The sequence below is a fragment of the Streptomyces sp. NPDC046335 genome, from assembly GCF_055587985.1.
Map to the genome: position 1 here is coordinate 66,597 of NZ_JBVJFF010000019.1, position 22,995 is coordinate 89,591.

Annotated in this window: 19 protein-coding genes; 15 read left to right on the top strand and 4 right to left on the bottom strand. The window is 72.2% G+C overall.

From position 1 onward, the window contains the following. Positions 1-10 precede the first annotated feature (10 nt). Positions 11-943, bottom strand: a complete 933-nt coding sequence (locus tag ACZ6JY_RS36195) for a cation diffusion facilitator family transporter (RefSeq protein WP_469203041.1) — start codon at positions 941-943, stop codon at positions 11-13. A 75-nt stretch (positions 944-1,018) separates the two neighbouring features. Then, positions 1,019-2,110: a mechanosensitive ion channel family protein gene (locus ACZ6JY_RS36200; protein WP_469203044.1), complete on the bottom strand. Its 1,092-nt coding sequence runs from the start codon at positions 2,108-2,110 to the stop codon at positions 1,019-1,021. A gap of 499 nt (positions 2,111-2,609) precedes the next feature. Between ACZ6JY_RS36200 and ACZ6JY_RS36205 the strand changes: the two genes are divergently transcribed. The 10 genes from ACZ6JY_RS36205 (at position 2,610) to ACZ6JY_RS36250 (ending at position 13,093) form a co-directional block, all read left to right on the top strand. Further along, positions 2,610-3,707, top strand: coding sequence for an amidinotransferase (locus ACZ6JY_RS36205; protein ID WP_469203046.1), 1,098 nt, complete (start codon positions 2,610-2,612; stop codon positions 3,705-3,707). Between the two features lie 186 nt (positions 3,708-3,893). Beyond that, positions 3,894-5,027: an ROK family transcriptional regulator gene (locus ACZ6JY_RS36210; RefSeq protein ID WP_469203047.1), complete on the top strand. Its 1,134-nt coding sequence runs from the start codon at positions 3,894-3,896 to the stop codon at positions 5,025-5,027. 82 nt (positions 5,028-5,109) lie between these two features. Continuing rightward, complete coding sequence (locus tag ACZ6JY_RS36215) at positions 5,110-6,366, top strand: ABC transporter substrate-binding protein (RefSeq protein ID WP_469203049.1); 1,257 nt, start codon at positions 5,110-5,112, stop codon at positions 6,364-6,366. Beyond that, positions 6,363-7,307, top strand: a complete 945-nt coding sequence (locus tag ACZ6JY_RS36220; RefSeq protein WP_469203051.1) for a carbohydrate ABC transporter permease — start codon at positions 6,363-6,365, stop codon at positions 7,305-7,307. Before ACZ6JY_RS36215 ends, ACZ6JY_RS36220 begins: the two co-directional genes overlap by 4 nt. After that, complete coding sequence (locus ACZ6JY_RS36225) at positions 7,300-8,163, top strand: carbohydrate ABC transporter permease (RefSeq protein WP_469203053.1); 864 nt, start codon at positions 7,300-7,302, stop codon at positions 8,161-8,163. The genes ACZ6JY_RS36220 and ACZ6JY_RS36225 overlap by 8 nt, the downstream gene beginning before the upstream one ends. A gap of 73 nt (positions 8,164-8,236) precedes the next feature. After that, a complete protein-coding gene (locus tag ACZ6JY_RS36230; RefSeq protein ID WP_469203055.1) occupies positions 8,237-9,253 on the top strand; it encodes a Gfo/Idh/MocA family protein in 1,017 nt (338 codons plus the stop codon). After that, entirely contained in the window at positions 9,250-10,263 is a 1,014-nt protein-coding gene (locus ACZ6JY_RS36235; protein ID WP_469203058.1) for a Gfo/Idh/MocA family protein, read from the top strand. Before ACZ6JY_RS36230 ends, ACZ6JY_RS36235 begins: the two co-directional genes overlap by 4 nt. A gap of 84 nt (positions 10,264-10,347) precedes the next feature. Then, entirely contained in the window at positions 10,348-11,703 is a 1,356-nt protein-coding gene (locus ACZ6JY_RS36240; protein WP_469203060.1) for a radical SAM protein, read from the top strand. Between the two features lie 76 nt (positions 11,704-11,779). After that, positions 11,780-12,514, top strand: a complete 735-nt coding sequence (locus ACZ6JY_RS36245; RefSeq protein ID WP_469203062.1) for an SDR family oxidoreductase — start codon at positions 11,780-11,782, stop codon at positions 12,512-12,514. 24 nt (positions 12,515-12,538) lie between these two features. Continuing rightward, on the top strand, positions 12,539-13,093 hold the full coding sequence (locus tag ACZ6JY_RS36250; RefSeq protein WP_469203064.1) for a GNAT family N-acetyltransferase: 555 nt from the start codon (positions 12,539-12,541) through the stop codon (positions 13,091-13,093). Between the two features lie 12 nt (positions 13,094-13,105). Here ACZ6JY_RS36250 and ACZ6JY_RS36255 read toward each other — a convergent pair whose 3' ends face one another. Continuing rightward, a complete protein-coding gene (locus ACZ6JY_RS36255) occupies positions 13,106-14,632 on the bottom strand; it encodes an amino acid permease (protein WP_469203066.1) in 1,527 nt (508 codons plus the stop codon). Positions 14,633-14,694: 62 nt separating this feature from the next. After that, positions 14,695-15,687, bottom strand: coding sequence for a hypothetical protein (locus ACZ6JY_RS36260; protein ID WP_469203068.1), 993 nt, complete (start codon positions 15,685-15,687; stop codon positions 14,695-14,697). 273 nt (positions 15,688-15,960) lie between these two features. On the opposite strand from ACZ6JY_RS36260, the gene ACZ6JY_RS36265 reads away from it, so the two are divergent. From ACZ6JY_RS36265 to ACZ6JY_RS36285, 5 genes are all read left to right on the top strand, one after another. Further along, on the top strand, positions 15,961-17,397 hold the full coding sequence (locus ACZ6JY_RS36265; RefSeq protein WP_469203219.1) for an FGGY family carbohydrate kinase: 1,437 nt from the start codon (positions 15,961-15,963) through the stop codon (positions 17,395-17,397). After that, positions 17,394-18,824 (top strand): FAD-dependent oxidoreductase, encoded by a 1,431-nt coding sequence (locus ACZ6JY_RS36270; RefSeq protein WP_469203070.1) that lies wholly within the window; start codon positions 17,394-17,396, stop codon positions 18,822-18,824. The genes ACZ6JY_RS36265 and ACZ6JY_RS36270 overlap by 4 nt, the downstream gene beginning before the upstream one ends. Further along, on the top strand, positions 18,821-20,053 hold the full coding sequence (locus tag ACZ6JY_RS36275; protein WP_469203072.1) for an NAD(P)/FAD-dependent oxidoreductase: 1,233 nt from the start codon (positions 18,821-18,823) through the stop codon (positions 20,051-20,053). Before ACZ6JY_RS36270 ends, ACZ6JY_RS36275 begins: the two co-directional genes overlap by 4 nt. A 142-nt stretch (positions 20,054-20,195) precedes the next feature. Next, on the top strand, positions 20,196-21,383 hold the full coding sequence (locus ACZ6JY_RS36280) for a thiolase family protein (protein WP_469203074.1): 1,188 nt from the start codon (positions 20,196-20,198) through the stop codon (positions 21,381-21,383). Positions 21,384-21,467: 84 nt separating this feature from the next. Beyond that, positions 21,468-22,982, top strand: a complete 1,515-nt coding sequence (locus ACZ6JY_RS36285; RefSeq protein WP_469203076.1) for a long-chain-fatty-acid--CoA ligase — start codon at positions 21,468-21,470, stop codon at positions 22,980-22,982. Positions 22,983-22,995 lie beyond the last annotated feature (13 nt).

A 22,995-nucleotide genomic window follows, 5' to 3' on the forward strand; every position in this document is an offset into this window, starting at 1 on the left:
GGAGGCGGTGCTAGCCGTGCAGCGTGCCGCCCTCTTCCCGGTGGCCCCGCGGCTCCAGTTGGAGCGTCGAGTGGCGTACGTCGAAGTGGTCGCCCGCGCATCTTTGCAGACGCGCGAGGAGTTCGCCGTAGCCGTGGGACAGGGCCGCGTCCGTCACCACCACGTGGGCGGTGAGGACCGGCATCCCGGAGGTGACCGTCCAGCCGTGCAGGTCGTGCACGGCCACGACCCCGGGCTCCGCCAGGAGATGGCGCCGGACCTCGTCCAGGTCGACGTCCTGCGGGGTCGCCTCCAGGAGGACGTGCACGGATTCCCGCAGCAGCCCGTAGGAGCGCGGCAGGATCAGCAGGCCGATGACGATCGACGCGATCGGGTCGGCGGCCTGCCACCCCGTCAGGAGGATGACCAGGCCGCCCACGATCACGGCCACCGAGCCCAGCGCGTCGCCGAGCACCTCCAGATAGGCGCCGCGCAGGTTCAGGCTCTTCTCCCTGGCGTCGCGCAGCAGCCACAGGCCCACGAGGTTGGCGAGGAGCCCGCCGACCGCCACCGCGAACATCAGGCCGCCCCTGACCTCCACCGGCTCGCTCAGCCGGCCGATCGCCGACCACAGGACCCAGCAGAAGATGGCCACGAGGAGCAGCGCGTTGAGGACCGCCGAGAAGATCTCCACCCGGTAGAAGCCGAAGGTGCGCCGGGGCGTCGGCGCCCGCTGGGCCAGGGTGACGGCGCCGAGGGCCAGGGAGACGCCGACCGCGTCCGTCAGGCTGTGCGCCGCGTCCGCGAGCAGCGCGAGGCTGCCGGAGAGCAGCGCGCCGGCCACCTGGATGAGGGTGATCGCCCCGCTGATGGCGATGGTCCACAGCAGCCGGCCACGGTACGCCCCGCTGAGAGTGCCGCTCGCCGCTGCCGTCACGGCGGGCGGGCCGTGGTCGTGCCCCATGGCGGCGAGTGGAACACGGGGGTACGCGGGCCGCCACTCGGCCGGGCGCGCCCGGAGCAGGAGCCGGAGACCGGTTCAGTGCACCCGCGGCGGCATCGAGATGTCGCGCTGGTGCGGGATGCCGAGCGGGGGCGGCAGCTCGCCCTGCTGGACGGTGACCGTGCGGGCGGGCGCGGGGACCCGGATGCCGTCGGCGCGGTAGCGCTGGTGCAGGCGCTTGATGAACTCGTGCTTGATGCGGTACTGGTCGCTGAACTCGCCGACGCCGAGGATCACCGTGAAGCTGATCCGTGAGTCCCCGAAGGTGTGGAAGCGCACGGCCGCCTCGTGGTCGGGGAGCGCGCCCGTGATCTCGGTCATCACCTCGTTCACCACCTCGATGGTGACCCGCTCGACCTGGTCCAGGTCGCTGTCGTAGCTCACCCCGACCTGCACCATGATCGACAGCTCCTGCTCGGGGCGGTTGTAGTTGGTCATGTTGGTGCTCGCCAGCTTGGCGTTGGGGATGATCACGAGGTTGTTGGAGAGCTGCCGCACGGTGGTGTTGCGCCAGTTGATGTCGACGACATAGCCCTCCTCGCCGCTGCTGAGCTGGATGTAGTCACCGGGCTGCACGGTCTTCGCGGCGAGGATGTGCACGCCCGCGAAGAGGTTGGCGAGGGTGTCCTGGAGCGCGAGGGCCACGGCGAGGCCGCCGACGCCGAGGGCGGTGAGCAGCGGCGCGATGGAGACGCCGAGGGTCTGGAGGACGACGAGGAAGCCCATCGCGAGCACCACGACCCGCGTGATGTTCACGAAGATGGTGGCCGACCCCGCCACCCCGGAGCGCGACTGCGCCACGGCCTTGACCAGGCCCGTGACGATCCGGGCCGCCGTGAGCGTCGCCGCGAGGATGAGCAGCGCGGTCAGCGTCATGGTGACGTTGCGGCCGGTCCGCGAGGTGAGGGGAAGCGCGCCCGCCGCCGCGGCGAGACCCGCGGTGATGGCCGCGCAGGGCACGAGGGTGCGCAGGGCGTCGACGATGATGTCGTCGCCGTTCCACCGGGTCCGGCTCGCCCGCTCGCCCAGCCAGCGCAGCAGCGCGCGCAGCAGCAGCCCCGCCGCGATCCCGGCGGTCACGGCGATCGCGGCCATGATCCAGTCGTGCGGTGTCAGGGCACGGGTCATCGGTTCACCTCCGTCGTACGGGCGGAGAGTGCTCGGTCCACTTGCGCCGTACCGGCGAAATGCACGCGTGCCCGGGGTATGTGATGTGACGTCACCTTGTGTTACCTGCTCGGTTCCGGGGGTTCGATCGCACCGGGCGAAGGGCCCGGCGCGGTCGTCATCCTGCCGTATCCGTGGACGGCGGGTGTGCGTACCCCTGTCCGATCTTCACGAATCGGCCATGCCGGGCGTACGAGCGTACGGGGCCATTCGGGTGACCCGCCTTCGCCGCGTGACCCCGGGGCCGGTCCACGCGCACGGCGGCCGACGACGCGCGCGCCACCTGTGGGCATGCGTTCATGGTGTAGTCGACGGTTTCTGCGATCGGGAGCGGTTCAGCATGGCGACAGCGGACAGGTCCGTGATTCCGGCGGCCGGACCCGGCCGAAACAGCCCCGTGGAATCCGTGGAATCCGTGGAATCCGTGAGATCCGTGGAATCCGGGGAACCCGTAGGGCCCATGGAAGCCGTGGAGCCACTTGTCTCGCCGGTCGACTCGCACAATGAGTGGGACCCCCTGGAGGAGGTCGTCGTCGGGCGGCTCGACGGAGCCACCATTCCCTCCAGCCACCCGGTCGTGACCTGCAACATTCCGCCCTGGGCGGCGCGCCTCCAGGGCCTCGCCGCCGGCTTTGAGTACCCGCGCAGGCTGATCGAGCCCGCGCAGCGGGAACTGGACGGATTCATCGAGCTCCTGGAATCCCTCGGCGTCACCGTCCGGCGGCCCGACGCGGTCGACCACAAGCACCGCTTCGCCACCCCCGACTGGTCATCGCGCGGGTTCTGCAACGCGTGTCCGCGCGACGGCATGCTCGTCATCGGCGACGAGATCATCGAGACCCCCATGGCCTGGCCGAGCCGGTACTTCGAGGGCCACTCCTACCGCTCGCTGCTCAAGGAGTACTTCCGGCGCGGCGCACGCTGGACGGCGGCCCCGAGGCCGCAGCTCACCGACGCGCTCTTCGAGGAGGACTTCCGTCCCCCCGCGGCCGGTGAGCCCATGCGCTACATCCTCACCGAGCACGAACCGGTCTTCGACGCCGCGGACTTCGTGCGCGCGGGGCGGGACCTGTTCGTCACGCGCAGCAACGTCACCAATCGGACGGGCATCGAGTGGCTGCGCCGCCACCTGGGCCCCGGCTACCGCGTCCACGAGATCGAGAGCCGCTGCCGCACCCCCATGCACATCGACACGACGTTCGTGCCGCTCGCCCCCGGCAAGGTCCTGGTCAACCCGGAGTACATCGACGTCGACCGGCTGCCGGACGTGCTCGGTTCCTGGGACGTCCTGATCGCTCCCGAGCCCGACCCGATCGACGAGCGGCTGCTCAAGGTGACGTCGATGTGCGGCAAGTGGCTGAGCATGAACGTGCTGATGATCGACGAGAAGCGGGTGATCGCCGAGCGGCACCACACCGGCATGCTGCGCGCCCTGGAATCCTGGGGCTTCGAGCCGATCCCGTGCGACCTGCTGCACTACGCCCCGTTCGGCGGCTCCTTCCACTGCGCGACGCTCGACGTCCGGCGGCGCGGGACGCTGGAGTCCTACTTCGACTGACGGTCCCCGCCCGCCGCACGCGAACCCGGTCCCGCCAAGGGGCCGGGTCTCGTCTTGACTCCATCGCCGTCAGGGGGGTTCCCGCGCCGCGGCAGATATGAAAGTGTCCTACCGAATTCAGCGGGCCAACAGGTGTTCGAGCCCGTCAAGTGGGCTGTTCCGGCCAGGATTCGGGGTGAAGCAGCGATGCGTAATGCGGCACGCGGGCACGATCTGGTCGCTCTGCGACGGCTCAACACCACCGTCGTCCTGCGCGCCCTGCACCGCCGCAGCCCCCAGACCCTCGCAGGACTCGCCGTGGGCACCGGCCTCTCCCGCCCCACCGTGGAAGCCGCCGTCGAGGAGCTGACCGAACGAGGCCTCGTCGGCGAGGCCGCCCACGAGGCGGGGGAGCGGACGCCGGGGCGGCCCGCGCGGCGCTTCCGCTTCCGCACCGAGGCCGGGTACGTGCTCGGCGCCGACATCGGGCTGCACAAGATGGTGCTGCTCCTCGCCGACCTCGGCGGCACGGTCATCGCCACCCACCACGCGGAGATCGACCCGGACCTCGGCGGCGGCCCCCGGCTCGACCTGCTGCGCCACGCCGTCGACACCTTCCTGGACGCCCACGCCCCCAGCCGTGCCGCCGTGCTCGCCCGCTGCGTCGGGGTGCCCGGCATGGTCGGCGGGGACGGGGTCGTCACCACCCTGGTGGTGCCCGAGTGGTCGGGCGCCGACCTGGGGCGGCTGCTCTCCGAGGACGGCCCCGACCGCACCCTCGTCGAGAACGACGTGAACCTCGCGCTCCTCGCCGAGCGCTGGCAGGGCGCCGCCACCCTGGCCCGTGACGTCGTCTGCGTGCTCACCGGGCACCGCGTCTCCTGCGGCCTCACCATCGGGGGCCGGCTGCACCGCGGAAGGCGGGGCGGCGCCGGGGAGCTCGGCATGCTGCCGCTGCTCGGCCTGAGCACCGCCCAGCAGGCCCTGGCCTGGGACGGCGCGCGGCGCCCCGGGGAGTCCGAGGTGGCAGCCCTCGCCCGCGCGGCCGACGCCGCGGACCCGCGCGCGCTGGCCGCCGTCGCGGACTTCGCCGACCGGCTGACCCCGGGCATCGCCGCGCTCGCCCTGGCCGTCGACCCGGAGCTTGTCGTGCTGACCGGCGGCGCCACCCCCGTCGGCCCGCACCTGCTGCCGCTGCTCCAGGAGCGGCTGCGCCCCGTGACCCTGCACGTCCCCCGCATCGCGCTGAGCTCGCTCGGCGAGCGGGGTGTGGCCATCGGCGCCGTACGCATGGCGCTCGACCAGGTGGAGGAGGACCTGCTCGCGGACAAGGCGCCGTAACGGCCCCGCCCGTGAACGTGCGGGCGGGGCCGTGGGGCGTCCGACGACACATCGGCCGGCACATCGGGAGGCGAAGGCGCGTATGCGCAGAAGGACTCTGCTCGGCGGGGCGCTTGCCGCCCCCTTGCTCGCCGCCTGCTCCGGCGGGGACGGCGGCACGGACGGCGGGGGCAGGACCACGCTCTCGTACGGCATCTGGGACCCGGCGCAGGCGCCGGGCATGGAGAAGATCATCGCCGCGTTCGAGAAGGAGAACCCGGGGATCTCCGTGCGGATCGAACTCACGCCCTGGGCGAGCTACTGGACCACGCTCAAGACGTCCATGCGCGGCGGCACCGCGCCGGACGTCTTCTGGATGAACGCCGTCAACTTCCAGTTGTACGCGTCGAGCGGCGTCCTCGAACCGCTCTCCGGGCACATCAAGGCCGACGCCACGCCGGTCGACCGCCACCCGGAAGCCCTGGTGAAGCTCTACGCCTACCGCGGCACGCAGTACGGCCTGCCGAAGGACTTCGACACCATCGGCCTCTGGTACAACAAGAAGCTCTTCGACAAGGCGGGCATCACCTACCCGGACGCGAGCTGGACCTGGGACGACGTGCGCGACGCCGCCGCCGAACTCACCGACCCTCGCGAACGGGTGCACGGCTTCGCCGCCGAGATGGACCGGCAGAGCAAGATCTACCCGGCCGTCTGCGGTGCGGGCGGCCACATCCTTCAGGACGGACGGTCCGGCTTCGGCGACGAGCGGTCCATCGAGGGACTGCGCTTCCTGACCGACATGATCGACCGGGGCTGGTCACCGCCGCAGAGCGCGATGACCGAGTCCACGGGGCGCGTGCGCTACTGGTCGGAGAAGGTCGCCATGAACTACGACATCTCCGCGATGGCCGGCCAGATGTACGCCGTGCCCGCGCTCAAGGACCACGGCGGGATCGCCGTACTGCCCAAGGGCCGCCGACGGGCCACCATCATCCACGGCCTCGCGAACGTCATATCCGCCAAGAGCCGCAAGAAAGAGGCCGCCTGGAAATTCGTGCACTTCATGGCGGGACGCCAGGCCGCCGAGATCCAGGCGCAGGCGGGCGCCACCATCTCCTCGTACGAGGGCACGCAGGACGCCTGGCTGAAGTCGATGCCGGAATTCGACCTGAAGAACTTCATCGACATGCAGGAGTACGGCGTCCCCTACCCGAGCTCCCGGAACACCGCGGTCTGGGAGAACATGCAATACCCGCTCCTCGGCGCCGCGTTCAGCGGAAAGGGCGGCATCGAGAGCGCCGCGCGGACCCTCGGTGAACAGATGGACCGGGCCCTGAAGGAGGAGAGCGGCTCATGAGTGTCTTTCCCGCCACGGCTGCCGCGAAGACGGCGGAACGCCGCACCACCGCCTCAGGGTCACGTCCCCGGCCCCGCAGCCAGCGCGCCGCGTACCTCTTCATCGCACCGCTCGGCATCGGCTTCGCCGTCTTCTACTTCTGGCCGCTCCTCCAGACGTTCTACTTCAGCTTCACCGAATTCGGGGCGTTCGGCGGCCACACCTTCATAGGCGGCGACAACTACGCCCGCGTCATCAAGGACGTCACCGTCTGGCAGGCACTCGGCAACACCCTGATATACAGCGCCATCGGGCTCACCGCACTGCCGATCGCGATCGTCGTCGCGTCGCTGCTCAACCGGCGCGGACTGCGCGGCGTCGCCCTCTACCGCGCCCTGTACTTCGTGCCGTTCGTGACGCTGCCCGTCGCCGTGGGCCTCGTCTGGAACTGGCTCTACAACGGCGACTACGGCCTCTTCAACGAAATGCTCGGCTGGTTCGGCATCGACCGGAACTACTGGGTCTCCGACCCCTCCACCGCCGTCTACGCCATCGGCACGGTGATGGTCTGGTCGACCACCGGCTACTACCTCATCATCTTCATGGCGGGCATCAAGGGAATACCGCGGGACTACTACGAGGCGGCGGAACTCGACGGAGCAGGGCCGCTGCGCAGGTTCTTCACCATCACCCTGCCGCTGCTGAGCCCGACCCTCTTCTTCGCCTCCATCATCTGCATGATCAATTCACTCCAGACCTTCGACCTCATCTACATCATGATGGCCGAGAAGAACCCCGCGATCGGCGACACCCAGTCGGTCGTCGGCCTCTTCTACAAATGGGCCTTCATCGAGAACGCGCAGGGCGCCGCCGCCGCGCTCGCCTTCCTGCTCATGCTGCTCATCGCCGCCCTGACGTATCTCCAGTTCCGGCTCCAGAAGAGGTGGGTGCACTATGCCTGAGACGCCAGGGACACCCAGGACGCCCGCGACGCGGCGGCGCGTGAACGCCGGATCCGTCGCCACCCACGCCGCGCTCTCCCTCGGCGCCCTCGTGATGGTCTTCCCCTTCCTGTGGCAACTGCTCACCGCGCTCAAGACCCTCGCGGAGACATCACGGGTGCCGCCCACCTTTCTGCCCGACCGCTGGAACTGGTCGAGTTTCGAAGAGGTCTTCACCGCACTGCCGTTCCGCGAAATGCTCACCAACAGCGCCATCAACACCGTCGGGCGCACGCTGGGCCAGCTCGTCTTCTGCTCCCTGGCCGCCTATGCCTTCGCGCGCCTGCAATTCAGGGGACGCGACGTCCTCTTCGCGCTCTTCCTCTCCGTCCTGATGGTCCCGAGCTCCCTGCTCGTCCTGCCGCAGTACGACATCATCCAGCAGCTGGGGCTGCTCAACTCCGCGCCCGCGCTGTTCCTGCCGGGCATGTTCAGCGCCTTCGGCACCTTCATGCTGCGCCAGTTCTTCCTCGCGCTGCCCAAGGAGCTCGAAGAGGCCGCCCGCATCGACGGCGCGGGCCCCTTCCGCATCTTCTGGTCGGTCATGCTGCCGCTGATCAGGCCCGCCCTCGCGGCCCTCGCCGTGATCACCGCGATGTGGTCCTGGAACGACCTGCTCTGGCCCCTCATCGTCAACACCGACCCGCGGGCCATGCCGATCAGCGCGGGACTGACCTCGCTCGAAGGGCAGTACGAGACCAACTACCCGGTGATGATGGCCGGTTCGCTGATCGCCAGCCTGCCCATGCTGCTCGTCTACGTCTTCCTCCAGCGCCACTTCGTCCAGAGCGTCGCCCTCTCCGGCTCCAAGAGCTGATCCCGCGATGCCCGACGCCCCACAACGCCTTACAACGCCCCACGACGCCCCCTACGAAAGGCAGTCCCTCTCCATGCCTCCGCTCCACATCGGCATGCTCGGCGCGGGCGGCATCGCCCGCGCCCACCTGCCCGGCTGGCTGGCGCTCGGCGCCCGCGTGAGCGTGTACACCCCCGACGGCTCCGCGCGGAAGCTCGCCGCCGAGTACGCCGGACGCGGCCACGACGTACGGGCCGTCGACGACCTCCGCGCCCTCCTGCCCGAGGTGAAGGCGGTCGACGTCTGCACCCCCACCCCGACCCACAAGGAGCTGGCCCTCGCGGCCGTCGCCGCGGGCCGGCACGTCGTCTGCGAGAAGCCGCTCGCCCTCACCGCCCGCGACGCCGAGGAGATGGCCGCCGCGGCGGCCACGTCGGGGGTGCGGCTGCACCCCGCCCACGTCGTGCGCTACTTCCCGGCCTACGCGGCGCTGCGCACGGCCGTGGCCAGGGGCGACCTCGGCGAACTCGCCGTGCTGCGCTTCACGCGCGGCGGGGCGCGCCCGCAGTGGGCGCCCTGGTTCGGGGACCCCACGCAGTCCGGTGGCGTGATCATGGACCTGATGGTCCACGACATCGACATCGCCCGCTGGCTCGCCGGCGACGTCGTACGGGTGCACGCGCGCACCCGCGGCGTCGAGCACGCCACCCGCACCCCCGCCGAGGTCGTCACCGCCACCGCCGTCCTCACCCACGCCTCGGGCGCCGTCAGCCACATCAACGGGCTCTGGGGCCTGCCCGACCAGCAGTTCCGTACGACGTTCCGGATCGCGGGCGCCGACGGGCTGCTGCACCACGACTCCACGGCCGTGCCGGGCTTCCGCATCTCCGCGCAGGGCGTGCGCGCGGCGAACGAGGGGATACCCACAAGCCCGATGACCGAGAGCCCCTTCCTCGCCGAACTCCGCGACTTCGTCGCCTCCTGGCGGCCCGGCGGACCCGAACCACGGGTGAGCACCCGCGACGGCGTCGAAGCGGTACGGATCGCCGAGGCCGCCGTGGAGTCCAGCCGTACCGGCCGCGTCATCGAGATCGAGGAGGCAGCGCGATGAAGGTCGCCGTCCTGTCGTTCGCCCACGTCCACGCGGCCGGCTACCTGCGGCTGCTCTCCCGGATGCCGGGGGTCGAGGTCCTCGGCAGCGACCCCGACCGGGACCTCGCGGCCCCCGGCGAGGTGCGGGGCCGCGCCCTCGCCGACGAACTGGGGGTCGCGTACGCGCAGACGTACGAGGAGGCCTTCGCCTGGGGCCCGGACGCGGTGATCGTCTGCTCCGAGAACGCCCGCCACCGCCCGCTCGTCGAGCGCGCCGCGGTGCACGGCGTCGACGTGCTGTGCGAGAAGCCGCTGGCCGCGTCCGTGGCGGACGGCGAGGCGATGGTCGAGGCCTGCCGCGCCGCCGGGGTGCGGCTCGCGGTCGCCTTCCCGGTCCGCTTCAGTCCCGCGTACGCCGCGGTGAAGGCGGCCGTCGCCTCGGGTGAGGCGGGCCGCGTGCTCGCGGTGTCGGGCGCGAACAACGGCTCGATGCCGAACCGCGCGCGCCGCTGGTTCGCCGAGCCCGAGCTGTCGGGCGGCGGGGCGCTGATGGATCACACCGTGCACATCGCCGACCTGCTCGACGACCTCTTCGCGGGCGCCCGCCCCGTCGAGGTCTACGCGCAGACCAACAACCTCATGTACGCGGACGAGGTCGCCGTCGAGACGGCCGGTCTCGTCAGCGTGACCTACTCCGACGGGGCCGTCGCCACGATCGACTGCAGCTGGTCCCACCCGCGCTCGCACCACTCCTGGGGCGGCCTGGAACTCACCGTCGTCGGTGAGCGGGCCACCCTGGAGATGGACGCCTTCGACCAGAAGGTGCACGGCTTCGACGAGCGCCGCGGCAGCGGCACCGAGCTGTCCTTCGGCGCCGACCTGGACGAGCTGATGCTCCGCGCCTTCCTGTACGGACCGGGGGATGGCGGCATGGACGTCGCCGACGGCGAGGGCGGCCTGCGGACGCTGCGGGTGGTGGCCGCGGGGTACGCGTCGGCGCGCGGCGGAGTGCCGGTGGCGGTCGACTGAGACGGGGCGGCGGGGGCCGGTCGGCGGGCGGGTATTAGCGTGGGCGGGACAGATCGATCGATTCAGATCCGAGGTGCCCGGTTCATGACAACCCGAAGCGAGAGCCGTACCCAGCTCATCGAGTCACTCATGGAGCGGTTCCCGAACGTGCCGCGGGAAGCCGTCATCAAGGAGGATCTGCTGCGCGGCGGCATGGCCTTCGACGAGTCGGCGCTCAGTGACAACGAGGGCGGCGAGGTCAAGCCGAAGTCCTACTTCATCTTCTCCTTCGACCACAGCACGCTCCCCGAGCTGGGCGCCGCCGCCCTGCGCCGCCCGCCCGAGGAGATCGTCCTCACCGGCGGCCCCTACGGACTGCGCCGCACCGTCGTCTCGGTCCGCGTGAACCCGTCCTCGCCCTACCGCGTCGCCGCCGACGACAACGGCGTGCTCGGCCTCTACCTCGACGGCGCCCGGATCTCCGACGTGGGCCTGCCGCCGATGCCGGACTACTACCGGCACACCCTGGAGAACGGCAAGTCCGTAATGGAGGTCGCGCCCACCATCCAGTGGGGCTACCTCATCTACCTGACGGTCTTCCGCGTCTGCCAGTACTTCGGCGCCAAGGAGGAGTGCGGGTACTGCGACATCAACCACAACTGGCGCCAGCAGAAGGCGGCAGGTCGCCCCTACACCGGCGTGAAGCCGATGGACGAGGTCCTCGAAGCCCTCGCCATCATCGACAAGTACGACACCGCGAAGTCCTCCACCGCGTACACGCTGACCGGCGGCGCCATCACCTCGCACATCGGCGGCAAGGACGAGGCCGACTTCTACGGGCAGTACGCCAAGGCCATCGAGGAGCGCTTCCCCGGCCGCTGGATCGGCAAGGTCGTCGCCCAGGCCCTGCCCAAGGCCGACGTGCAGCGCTTCCACGACTACGGCGTACGGATCTACCACCCCAACTACGAGGTGTGGGACCCGTACCTCTTCGAGCGCTACTGCCCCGGCAAGGAGCGCTACGTCGGACGTGACGAGTGGCACCGCCGCATCCTCGATTCGGCGGACGTCTTCGGGCCGCGCAACGTCATCCCCAACTTCGTCGCGGGCGTCGAGATGGCGGAGCCGTTCGGCTTCAAGACGGTCGACGAGGCGATCGGCTCCACGGTCGAGGGGCTCCAGTACTTCATGTCCCGCGGCATCACGCCCCGCTTCACCACGTGGTGCCCGGAGCCCACGACGCCGCTGGGCAAGGCGAACCCCCTGGGGGCGCCGCTCGAATACCACGTCCGCCTCCTGGAGGCCTACCGCGCCACGATGGAGGCCAACGGCCTGTCGTCGCCCCCCGGCTACGGCCCCGCGGGCCCGGGCAACGCGGTCTTCTCCGTGAGCAGCTTCATGGACAGCCTGCCGGCGGAGGCGGCGGCCCCGGAGGACGCGGTCGTCTCCCCCCAGGGGTAGCCGGGCTGAACCCTGAGCGCCGCTTCGCGGCGATTTTCCCACTCGCCCGCCCGTTGCCCCACAGCCGGAGGCCCCCGTGCAGAACACCCCCGTCACCGTCGTCACCGGCGGCAGCCGCGGCATCGGCGCCGCCGTCGGCGTCCGCCTCGCCGAGGACGGCCACGACGTCGTCATCGGCTACCGCTCCGACGAGGCCGCCGCCGAGAAGACCGCGGAGGCGGTGCGCGCCGCCGGGCGGCGTTGCGTCACCGTCCAGGTCGACACCGCCGACGAGGCGGACGTGGAGCGCCTCTTCGACACGGCCGCCGAGCGGATCGGCCCGGTCACCGGCCTGGTCAACAACGCCGGGGTGAGCGGCCCCGTCGGCCCCCTCGCCGAGGCGGACGCCGAGGGCATGCGCAGGGCCCTGGAGGTGAACGTCCTCGGGTACCTGCTCTGCGCGCGGCGCGCCGTACGGGACATGAAGGCGAGCGGCGGCGGCGCCATCGTGAACATCAGTTCGGTGGCCGCCACGCTCGGGGGCCCCGGCGAGTACGTGCACTACGCCGCGGCCAAGGGCGCCGTCGACACCCTGACCATCGGCCTGTCCAAGGAGGTGGCCGCCGACGGCATCCGGGTCAACGCCGTCGCCCCCGGCGTCATCTGGACCGACTTCCACGCCGACCCCCAGCGCCCCGCGAAGCTCGCGTCGGGCATCCCCATGGGCCGCTCGGGACGGCCCTCGGAGATCGCGGGGGCCGTCTCGTGGCTGCTCTCGGACGACGCCTCGTACACGACGGGCACGATCCTCAAGGTCTCCGGCGGCCGCTGAACCGGGCTTTCGTACGCTGGGGGCATGGTTCTTGGAGAGGTCCCGCTCGCCGCGGATGTGCTGGTACGCCCCGTCGTCCTCGACGACGCCCCCGCGCTCGCCCGTGCCTACCGGCGCAACCGGGCCCACCTCGACCCCTGGGACCCGGACCGGCCGGAGGACTTCTTCACCGAGGCCGGACAGGCCGAGCGGGTGCGGGGGCAGCTCGCGGACGAGAAGGCGGGGCGCTCCGCGCACTGGGTGCTGGTGCGCGGGGACGAGATCATCGGTCACGCCGCCCTGTCGAACATCGTGCTCGGACCCGCCCGCAGCGGCAACCTCGGCTACTGGATCGACGCCGGGCACCAGGGCCGCGGCCTCGCCTCCGCCGCCGCGCGGCACGTCTGCGCCGAGGCGGACCGCGGGCTCGATCTGCACCGCGTCGAGGCGGGCACGCTGCTGCACAACACCGCGTCGCAGCGCGTGCTGGCCAAGTGCGGTTTCGAGGAGTACGGGGTCGCGCCGCGGCACCTGTTCATCAACGGCGCCTGGCGCGACCACCGGCTCTTCCAGCGCATCCTCAACGACCGCCCCGCGTAGCGGCACAGCAGCTCAGACGATGTTCTCCGCCACTTCCGCCTGCTCGCGGTCCGACCCGTACGCCTGCGGTGTGCTGTACGAGCGGCGTGCCACGAACCACCACACGGTGGCCAGGATCAGCACCGCGGCCAGCGCGATCGACGCGTAGTTCATCGAGTCGACCGTGACCGGCGATGCCTGCGGCAGGCAGAAGAGGACCGTCACGAACGCGACCCAGACGACGGCGATCCAGCCGACGGGCTTGGACCAGCGGCCCAGGTTCCAGGGCCCCTGCTCGAAGCGGTCGCCCGCGCGCAGCCGCAGGAAGATCGGGATGGCGTAGGCGGGCGTGATGCCGATGACGTTGATGGCGGTCACGGCGGTGTACGCGGTCGTGGAGTACAGCGAGGGCAGGGCGATCACCGCGGCCAGGCCCACCGAGAGCCACACCGCGGGCACCGGCACCTGGGTGCGGGAGCTGACCTTGCGCCAGATCGCCGAGCCGGGCAGCGCGTTGTCGCGGCTGAAGGCGAACACCATCCGGCTGGCCGCGGCGGTCTCGGCGTTGCCGCAGAAGAGCTGGGCGACGATCACGATGAGCAGCAGGGCCGTGGCGCCCGACTCGCCGATCGCGTCGATCATGATCTGCGCGGGCGGCACCCCGGTGGCGGTCTCCTGCGTGCCCACGTAGTCCTGGATGGCGAAGGTAAGGCCGGCGAGCAGGACGAAACCGGCGATCCACGACGCCCAGATGGCGCGCACGATGCCGCGGGCCGCGGAGACCGAGGCGTTGGAGGTCTCTTCGGAGAGGTGCGCGGACGCGTCGTACCCGCAGAACGTGTACTGCGCGAGGAGCAGGCCGATCGCCATCACGTAGAGCGGGTTGTCCCACCCGGTGTCGTTGACGAACTCACCGAAGACGAACGACGGCGACTGGTGGTGGTCCGGCACGATCGCGAGGACGCCCACGATGATGGTGACGCCCGCGACGTGCCACCACACGCTGATCGAGTTGAGGAGACTGACCAGCTTGACGTTGAACAGGTTGAGCACGGCGTGCAGGAGGAGGATGCAGAGAAATATCAGGAAGGTCTTCTCCGGTGTCGGCGTGAAGCCGAACCGCAGGTTCAGGAACGCCCCGGTGAAGAGCGCGGCGCCGTAGTCGATGCCCGCGATGGCGCCGAGCAGGCCGAGGAGGTTCAGCCAGCCCGTGTACCAGCCCCAGCGGCGTCCGCCGAGCCGGTCGGCCATGTAGTACAGGGCGCCCGACGTCGGGTAGGCGCTGGTGACCTCGGCGAGCGCGAGGCCCACGAAGAGCACCATCAGGCCGACGCCGGCCCAGCCCCAGAGCATGACGGCGGGGCCGCCGGTGCCGAGGCCGAAGCCGTACAGGGTCATGCAGCCGGACAGGATGGAGATGACGGAGAAACTGATGGCGAAGTTGCCGAAGCCGCCCATGCGGCGGGCGAGCACGGGCTGGTAGCCGAGGTCTCTGAGTCTCTGTTCCTCGTCCTGGTGTGGCGCCGGGGCGGAGCTCGACGACCAGGTGGTGCGCGACACGGGTGTACCTCCGGGGGATGAGCGGGGTGGTGGGGTGCGTGGGGTGCCGGGTCGGGTCGGGTCTAACCCGGTCCGCCGGATGCCGCGGCGCAGCGGGCGCGGGCCTGGACGAAGACCTCGGCGGCCGCGTCCGTGTCGCCGGGGGAGCGGGTGCGGTACGTCCACGGCACGATCGTGAAGAACGGGTCCAGCGCCTTGAACACCCGTGCTCCGTCGTGGAACTGGTGGGCACCCCAGAGCGCGTGCGCCAGGTGGTTGAGGTCGAGGAGCGAGGCCGCCCCCGGCCGCGAGTGGTCGAACCACAGCTCCAGGGCGCGCAGCGCGCCGCGCGTGGCGTCCTCGGAGATCCAGTGCAGGTCGAGCGCGCGCTCGTTGCCGGCCTCCCTGCGGTAGCGCTCGACGCGTACGTAGAGCGGCAGCAGGTGCAGCGGTGAGCCCGCGGGAGCCGAGGCCGACGCCCACTGCACGAAGTTGTACGCCTCGGTGAGCGGGCCGCGGGCGCGCCGCGCGTACACGAACTGGAGCATCCGGTGGTAGGCCTCGCGGTTGCCCGGGTCACGCTTGTCCGCCTCGGCGAGGAGCTGCCAGGGGCCGGGGAAGAGCATCGGCTCGGGAGGGGCCACGCGGTGCTCGTCCCAGCGCTGGCCCTCGTCGAGCTGGGCCAGGGAGAGCAGGCAGATCCAGGGCACCGGGTCCTCGGGCGAGAGCGCGGACGCGGTGCCGCACGCGCCGACCGCGTCACGCCAGAAGTCGTTGGTCTGGCGGTGCCCCGCGCGGTACGCGCGCAGCGCCCGCTCCACGAGGACACGGGCGTGCAGCACGGCCGCCGACGCGCTGTGGGGCTCCTCGGCGCGCCAGGTCCGCACCACGTCGGAACCGGCGACGGCGGCCGCCAGTATCTGCGTACGTTGTGTCCACAGCCCCCAGTCGGGTGTCTCGGTCAGCAGGTTGCGCGTGGAGACCCAGCGACCGGCCTTGAGGTCCTGGAGCACCGCGCGCAGCGCTTCGTCGTGGCCCGCCGGGTGATACACCGGGCGGCCTAACGGCATGGACATGAGACCTCTGTTGGGGGAAGAGGGCGGAGAACGTGCGGGAACTAATGCGTGTGTGGCGGAAGTTGACGGAAGTTGATCGAGTTGCTCGGGCGACAGTGTAGATCCGGCCGTTCCTGATGCAGGGCAGTTCATCGATCTTTTCTGGCAAGGTTTTGTCAACACGGCGCGCCGCAGCGACATTTGGTACGTCCTGACGGCGGTACGCGTCCCTTGACGCCTTCCGTGCGCCTGTAGCAGTCTGCCGCGGTGATCACCTATGAGCGGTCCCCGGCGATGCGGCCCGTACTCGCCGTCGACCAGGGCACTTCAGGGACGAAGGCCCTCGTCGTCTGCCCGGAGCGCGGGGTGATCGGCTCCGGCGCCGCCGAGGTGCGGCCCCGTTTCCTGCCCGGCGGCCTGGTGGAGGCCGACCCCGCGGAGCTGCTCGCCTCCGTCGTCGACGCGGGCGTGCGGGCGCTGGCCGACGCGGGTGAACCGGTCGCCGCCGTGGGGCTCGCCAACCAGGGCGAGACGGTCCTGGCCTGGGATCCCGACACGGGTGAACCGCTCACCGACGCCCTGGTCTGGCAGGACCGCCGCGCCGAGTCGGTGTGCGCGGAACTCGCGCCGCACGCGGATGAGTTGCGCCGGATCACCGGGCTGCCCCTCGACCCGTACTTCGCCGCGCCCAAGATGGCCTGGATACGCCGCAACCTCACCCGCCGGGGCGTGGTGACGACCAGCGACGCCTGGCTGGTCCACCGCCTCACCGGAGCCTTCGTCACCGACGCCGCGACGGCGGGCCGCACCCAGCTCCTCGACCTCGACGACGTCGCGTGGTCGCCGCGCGCCCTGGAGATCTACGGCCTCGCCGACGAGCGTCTGCCCCGCGTCGTCGACGCCGCGGGGCCCGTCGGCACCACCACCGCGTTCGGCCCCGAACTCCCGCTCACCGGGCTGCTCGTCGACCAGCAGGCCGCGCTGCTCGCCCAGGACGTCACCGAACCCGGCAGCGCCAAGTGCACCTACGGGACAGGCGCTTTCCTGCTCGCCCAGACCGGCGGGCGGCCGGTGCGCGGCGACTCCGGCCTGGTGGGCTGCGTGGCCTGGCGGTTCGACGGCAGGACCAGCTACTGCCTCGACGGGCAGGTCTATACGGCCGCGTCCGCCGTCCACTGGCTCACCGGCCTCGGCGTGATCGAGGGCGCCGCCGACCTCGACCCCGTGGGCTCCACCGTCCCGGACACCGGCGGCGTCACCTTCGTCCCCGCCCTGGCCGGGCTCGCCGCGCCCTGGTGGCGCGGTGACCTGCGGGGTTCGCTGACCGGCCTCGGCCTGGACACCACCCCGGGGCACCTGGTGCGCGCCCTGTGCGAGGGCATCGCCGCGCAGGTCGTCTCGCTCGCCGACGCGGTCGCCGCCGATCTGGGCGAGCCCCTGAAGAGCCTGCGCGTCGACGGCGGCCTGACCCGCTCGGCCCTGCTCATGCAGACCCAGGCCGACCTGCTGCAACTGCCCGTCGAGGTGTCGGCGCTGCCCGACGTCACCGCGCTCGGCGCGGCGGCCGTCGCCCGCATCGGCCTCGACCCCACGCTTCCGCTCTCCGCCGCGGTCCCCGCCCGGCGCCCCTCCGCCGTCTACGAGCCCCGCATCGACGCGGCGCAGGCGGCCGAACGCCTCGGGGGCTTCCGGTCGGCCGTGGCGGCACTCATGGAACGTACGCCCGGATGACCGGCCGCGAGGGGCGTGCGCTGCGGCGGGGCGCGCTGCCGGACGTCACCTACGACGTGTGCGTCATCGGCGCCGGAGTCGTCGGCTCGGCCATCGCCCGTGAGCTGGCCGGGCACCCCGGGCTGCGCATCGCCCTGGTGGACGCCGCCGACGACGTCGGCGAGGGCACGTCCAAGGCCAACACCGCGATCCTGCACACCGGTTTCGACGCCGTGCCCGGCTCCCTGGAGGCCCGGCTCGTCCGCGAGGGGCAGCGGCTCCTCGCCGCGTACGCCGCCGAGTCCGGCATCCCCGTGGAGCCGGTCGGCGCGCTGCTCGTCGCCTGGGACGAGGAGCAGCGGGCCGCGCTGCCGGGCCTCCTTGACAAGGCCGTCCGCAACGGCTACGACGCCGCCCGGATCATCGGCGACGCGGAGCTCAGGGCCCGTGAGCCGCACCTGGGCCCCGGCGCCCTCGGCGCGCTCGACGTCCCCGGCGAGAGCATCATCTGCCCCTGGACGACCACCCTCGCGTACGCCACCCAGGCGGTGCGGGCAGGCGTCGACCTGCACCTCGGCTGCCGTGTGGAGCGGGTCGACGAGGCGGACGCACGACATGTGCTGCGCACCGGCCGCGGCGTCCTGCGCGCCCGGTACCTCGTCAACGCGGCGGGGCTGCACGCCGACGCCGTCGACCGGCTCCTCGGCCACGACGACTTCACCGTCACCCCGCGCCGAGGCCAACTCCTCGTCTTCGACAAACTCGCCCGCGGCCTGGTCAGCCACATCCTGCTGCCCGTCCCGACCGCGCTCGGCAAGGGCGTCCTGGTGGCCCCGACCGTGTACGGCAACATCCTGCTCGGCCCGACCGCCGAGGACCTCGACGACAAGACGGCCACCGGGTCGAGCGCCGAGGGCATCGCCGGACTGCGCGAGAAGGGCCGCCGCATCCTCCCCGAACTCCTCGACGAGGAGGTCACCGCGGTCTACGCGGGGCTGCGCGCCGCCACCGAGCAGGATGACTACCGCATCAGCGCCCACAAGGAACAGCGCTACGTCACGGTCGGCGGCATCCGCTCGACCGGCCTCACCGCGTCCCTCGCGATCGCGGCCCACGTCACCGAACTCCTCGGCGGCGCGGGCCTCGCTCTCGGGGACGCCAGGGAACTGGAGCCCGTCCGCATGCCGAACCTCGGCGAGGCCTTCCCCCGCCCCTACCAGCGCGCGGACCTCATCGCCGCCGACCCCGCGTACGGCACCCTGGTCTGCCACTGCGAGCGCGTGACGCGCGGCGAGATCCGCGACGCGCTCGCGTCGACGGTGCCGCCCGGCTCCCTTGACGGACTGCGGCGCCGCACCCGGGCGCGCGGCGGACGCTGCCAGGGGTTCTACTGCGGCGCCGAGGTGCGCTCGCTCTTCGAGCAGGGCGGGGGGCCGGTGTCCCGGTGAGCGTGGAGCGGTTCGTCGACGTACTGGTCGTGGGCGCGGGCCCGGCAGGCCTCGCCGCCGCCGCGGGGCTCGCCGCGGCCGGCGCGGGCGAGGTCGAGGTGGTGGAGCGCGACCAGGAGGCGGGCGGGGCCCCGCGGCACTGCCCGAACAGCGGCTTCGGGCGCTTCGGGATGACCGGACCGCGGTACGCCGAACGCTGTGTGAGCGCGGCGGTGAACGCGGGCGCGGTGCTGCGGACCGGGGTCACCGTCACCGCGTGGGCGAGCCCGCTCACCCTGGACGCCACCAGCCCCGGGGGTCTTGAGCGGATCACCGCCCGTGCGGTCGTCCTCGCCACGGGGGCCCGCGAGCGGCCGCGCGCGGCGCGCCTGGTGCCGGGCACCCGGCCCGCGGGCGTGTTCACCACGGGCGAGCTGCAGCGGTCCTTCCACCGCCACGGGCAGTACATCGGCACCCGGGCCGTCGTCGTCGGCGCGGAGCCGGTGAGCTTCGCCGCCCTTGACACCCTGCGGCAGGCGGGCGTCGAGGTCGCCGCCCTGGTCACCGAGCACCCGCGCCACCAGGCACCGCGCGCCCGCGCCGCCGAGGCCCGGCTGCGGCACGGTGTCCCCCTGCTCACGGACGCCACCGTCACCGAACTCCTCGGGCGAGGACGCCTGTCCGGGGTGCTGCTGCGGCACAGGGACGGCAGGACGGCGCGCCTCGCCTGCGACACCGTCGTCTTCACCGGCGACTTCGTCCCCGACCACGAACTGGCCCGGCGCGGCGGCCTCGCCATGGACCCCGGCACACGCGGCCCCGCGGTCGACAGCGCCTTCCGCACGGCCGAGCGCGGGGTCTTCGCGGTGGGCAACGTCCTGCACGCCGTCGAACCGGCGCGGACGGCCGCGCGTGAGGGCTCGCTCGCCTCGGCTGCGGTGCTGCGCCACCTCTTCGACGGCGACTGGCCGTCGGCCGCGGTGCCGGTGCGGGTCACGCCCCCGCTCGCCTGGGCGGCCCCCAACCGCCTCACGGTGGACGAGCCGGACGGCGGCTTCACGCTCCGGGTCACGGATTTCGTCCCTTACCCGACGCTGACGGTGACGCAGGACGGCAGGGAGCTGTTCCGCGCCCGCCGACGGCGTCCGGCGGTGCCCAACCGTCCCTTCCGCGTGCCGGGGCGGTGGACCGGACGGGTGGACCCGCGCGGCGGCGCGGTGCGGATCGCCCTCTCGGCGAGCCGCGGCTGACCCCCGTCCTCCCTGCCGCGCGGGGAGTGGGACAGGGCACGGCGGTGGGCCCTTCCCCAGAACGCGCCCTCCGCCTAGACTCCAAAACTAGCAGCGCTAATTTATGCGCAGCGAGACCCGAGCAACGATCCGGAGCCGTATCGTGCGCACCGTCCACTTCGCCGCCGCCCGCCGCACCCCCATCGGCAAGCTGCGCGGCGCCCTCTCCTCCGTCCGCCCCGACGACCTCGCCGCGGGCGTCGTACGAGGACTGCTCGACGACATCCCCGGACTCGACCCCGCCAGGATCGACGACATCTACTGGGGCGCCGCCAACCAGGCGGGCGAGGACAACCGCAACGTGGCCCGCATGGCCGCCCTCCTCGCGGGCCTGCCCGACTCGGTACCCGGCGCGACCGTGAACCGGCTCTGCGCCTCCGGCCTCGAAGCCGTCACCACCGCCGCCCGCACCATCGCCGCGGGCGAGGCCGACATCGTCCTCGCGGGCGGCTCCGAGTCCATGAGCCGCGCCCCCTTCGTGCTGCCCCGCCCCGACGAGGCGCTGCCGCACCGCATGGAGACCGCCGACACCCGCCTCGGCTGGCGCCTGACCAACCCACGGATGAAGGACCTGCACGGCGTCCTCGCGATGGGCGAGACCGCGGAGGAGGTCGCCGAGCGCCACGGCGTCCCGCGAGAACGGCAGGACGCCTTCGCGCTGCGCAGCCACCAGCTCGCGACGGCCGCCCGCAAGAACGGTCACTTCGACGACGAGCTGCTCCCCGTCACCCGGCCCGACGGCACCGTGGTCGACGCGGACGAATGCGTGCGCGAGGACACCTCGTACGAGAAGCTCAGCGGCCTCAGGCCCGTCTTCCGCAAGGGCGGCACGGTCACGGCCGGCAACGCCTCGCCGATGAACGACGGCGCCGCCGGACTGCTGCTCGTCAGCGAGGAGGCCCTGAACGACCTCGGCCTGGAATCCCTCGGCCGCTACGCCGCCGGCGCCTCGGCGGGCGTGCACCCCGACGTCATGGGCCTCGGCCCGGTCCCCGCCACCCGCAAGGCGCTCGACCGGCTGGGCTGGAGCGTGGGCGACATCCAGGAGGCGGAGTTCAACGAGGCGTTCGCCGCACAGGCCCTCGCCTGCGTCGACGCCCTCGGCTTCGACCCCGACCTCGTCAACCCCTCCGGCGGGGCCATCGCCCTCGGCCACCCCCTCGGCTGCTCGGGCGCCCGCATCCTCACCACCCTGCTGCACCGCATGCGCCGCACCGGCGCCACGCGCGGCCTCGCCACCATGTGCGTCGGCGTCGGCCAGGGCAGCGCGCTCCTCGTCGAGCGCGGCTGAACCGGCGGGCGCACCGATCCGTGCGCCCGCCCCCGCAGCAGTCGGAACCACCGCAAGGCCGCACGGAAACGGAGCACCACCGCCATGGCAACGCTGTCCCTCGCCGCGATCCTCGCCGAGCCCGCCCGCCGCCACCCGGACCGCACCGCCCTCGTCGAGGGTGACCTGCGGATCACCTTCGCGCAGCTGTGGCGCGAAGCCCGTGCGCAGGGCGCCGCTCTCACGGAACTCGGCGTGCGGCCGGGGGACCACGTGGCGTTGATGGCGCCCAACACCGCCGAGTTCCCGAAGGCCTACTACGCGATCCTCGCCGCGGGCGCGGTCGTCGTCCCCGTCCATCTGCTGCTCTCCGCCGAGGAGGTCGAGCACGTCCTGCGGGACAGCGGCGCGACCCTGCTGCTCTGCCACCCCGCGCAGGCGCCGACGGGGGAGATCGCGGCCAAGGCCACGGACGTGCGGATGCTGCGGCTCGGTGCCGGGGGAGAGCTGGAGGCCCTGGCGCGGGAGACCGAACCCCTCGCCTCGTACGTCACGCGCGACGCCGACGACCCCGCCGTCGTCTTCTACACCAGCGGCACCACCGGCGTGCCCAAGGGCGCCGTGCTCAGCCACTTCAACCTCGTGATGAACGCCACGGTCAACGCCTTCGACGCCAACGACGTCCGCCCCGACGACGTCGCCCTGGGCGCGCTGCCCCTCTTCCACGCCTTCGGCCAGACCGTCTCCATGAACTCGACCTGGCGCGCGGGCGCCACCCTCGTCCTGCTGCCCCGCTTCGACGCCGCCCGCGCCATCGAGCTGATGGTCGAGGAGGGCGCGAACACCTTCCACGGCGTGCCCACCATGTTCGTCGGCCTGGTCGCCGCCGCGGCCGGCGCCGCCGAACTGCCCGCGCTGCGCCTGTGCGTCTCCGGCGGCGCCTCGCTGCCCGTCGCCGTCCTCGAACGCTTCGAGAAGACCTTCGGCACCCCCGTGTACGAGGGATACGGGCTCTCCGAGACCTCCCCCGCGGCCTCCGTCAACCAGCCCGGCTTCGGCACCCGGGCGGGCACCATCGGCCACCCGCTGTGGGGCGTGGACGTCGAGATCGCCCGCGCCGAGGTCGAGGACCGTGTGGAGCTGCTCCCCGAGGGCGAGCTCGGCGAGGTCGTCATCCGCGGCCACAACGTCTTCTCCGGCTACCTCGGGCGCCCCGAGGCCACCGCCGAAGCCCTGGTCGACGGCTGGTTCCGCAGCGGCGACCTGGGCACCAAGGACGCCGACGGCTTCCTGACCATCGTCGACCGCAAGAAGGACGTCATCATCCGCGGCGGCTTCAACGTCTACCCGCGCGAGGTCGAAGAGGTCCTCATGCGCCACCCGGACATCGCCCAGGCCGCGGTCATCGGCCTGCCCGACGCCCTGCACGGCGAAGAGGTCTGCGCCGTCGTCGTCCCGGCGCCCGGCGCGGTGGGCGACCCGGACGCGATCATCGCCTGGTCCAAGGAGCACCTCGGCCGCCACAAGTACCCGCGCCGCCTGGAGCTCACCGCCGAACTCCCGCTCGGCCCCAGCATGAAGGTCCTCAAGCGCGAACTGCGCGCCCGCTACGCCGCGTAGAAGGTACCCGGGG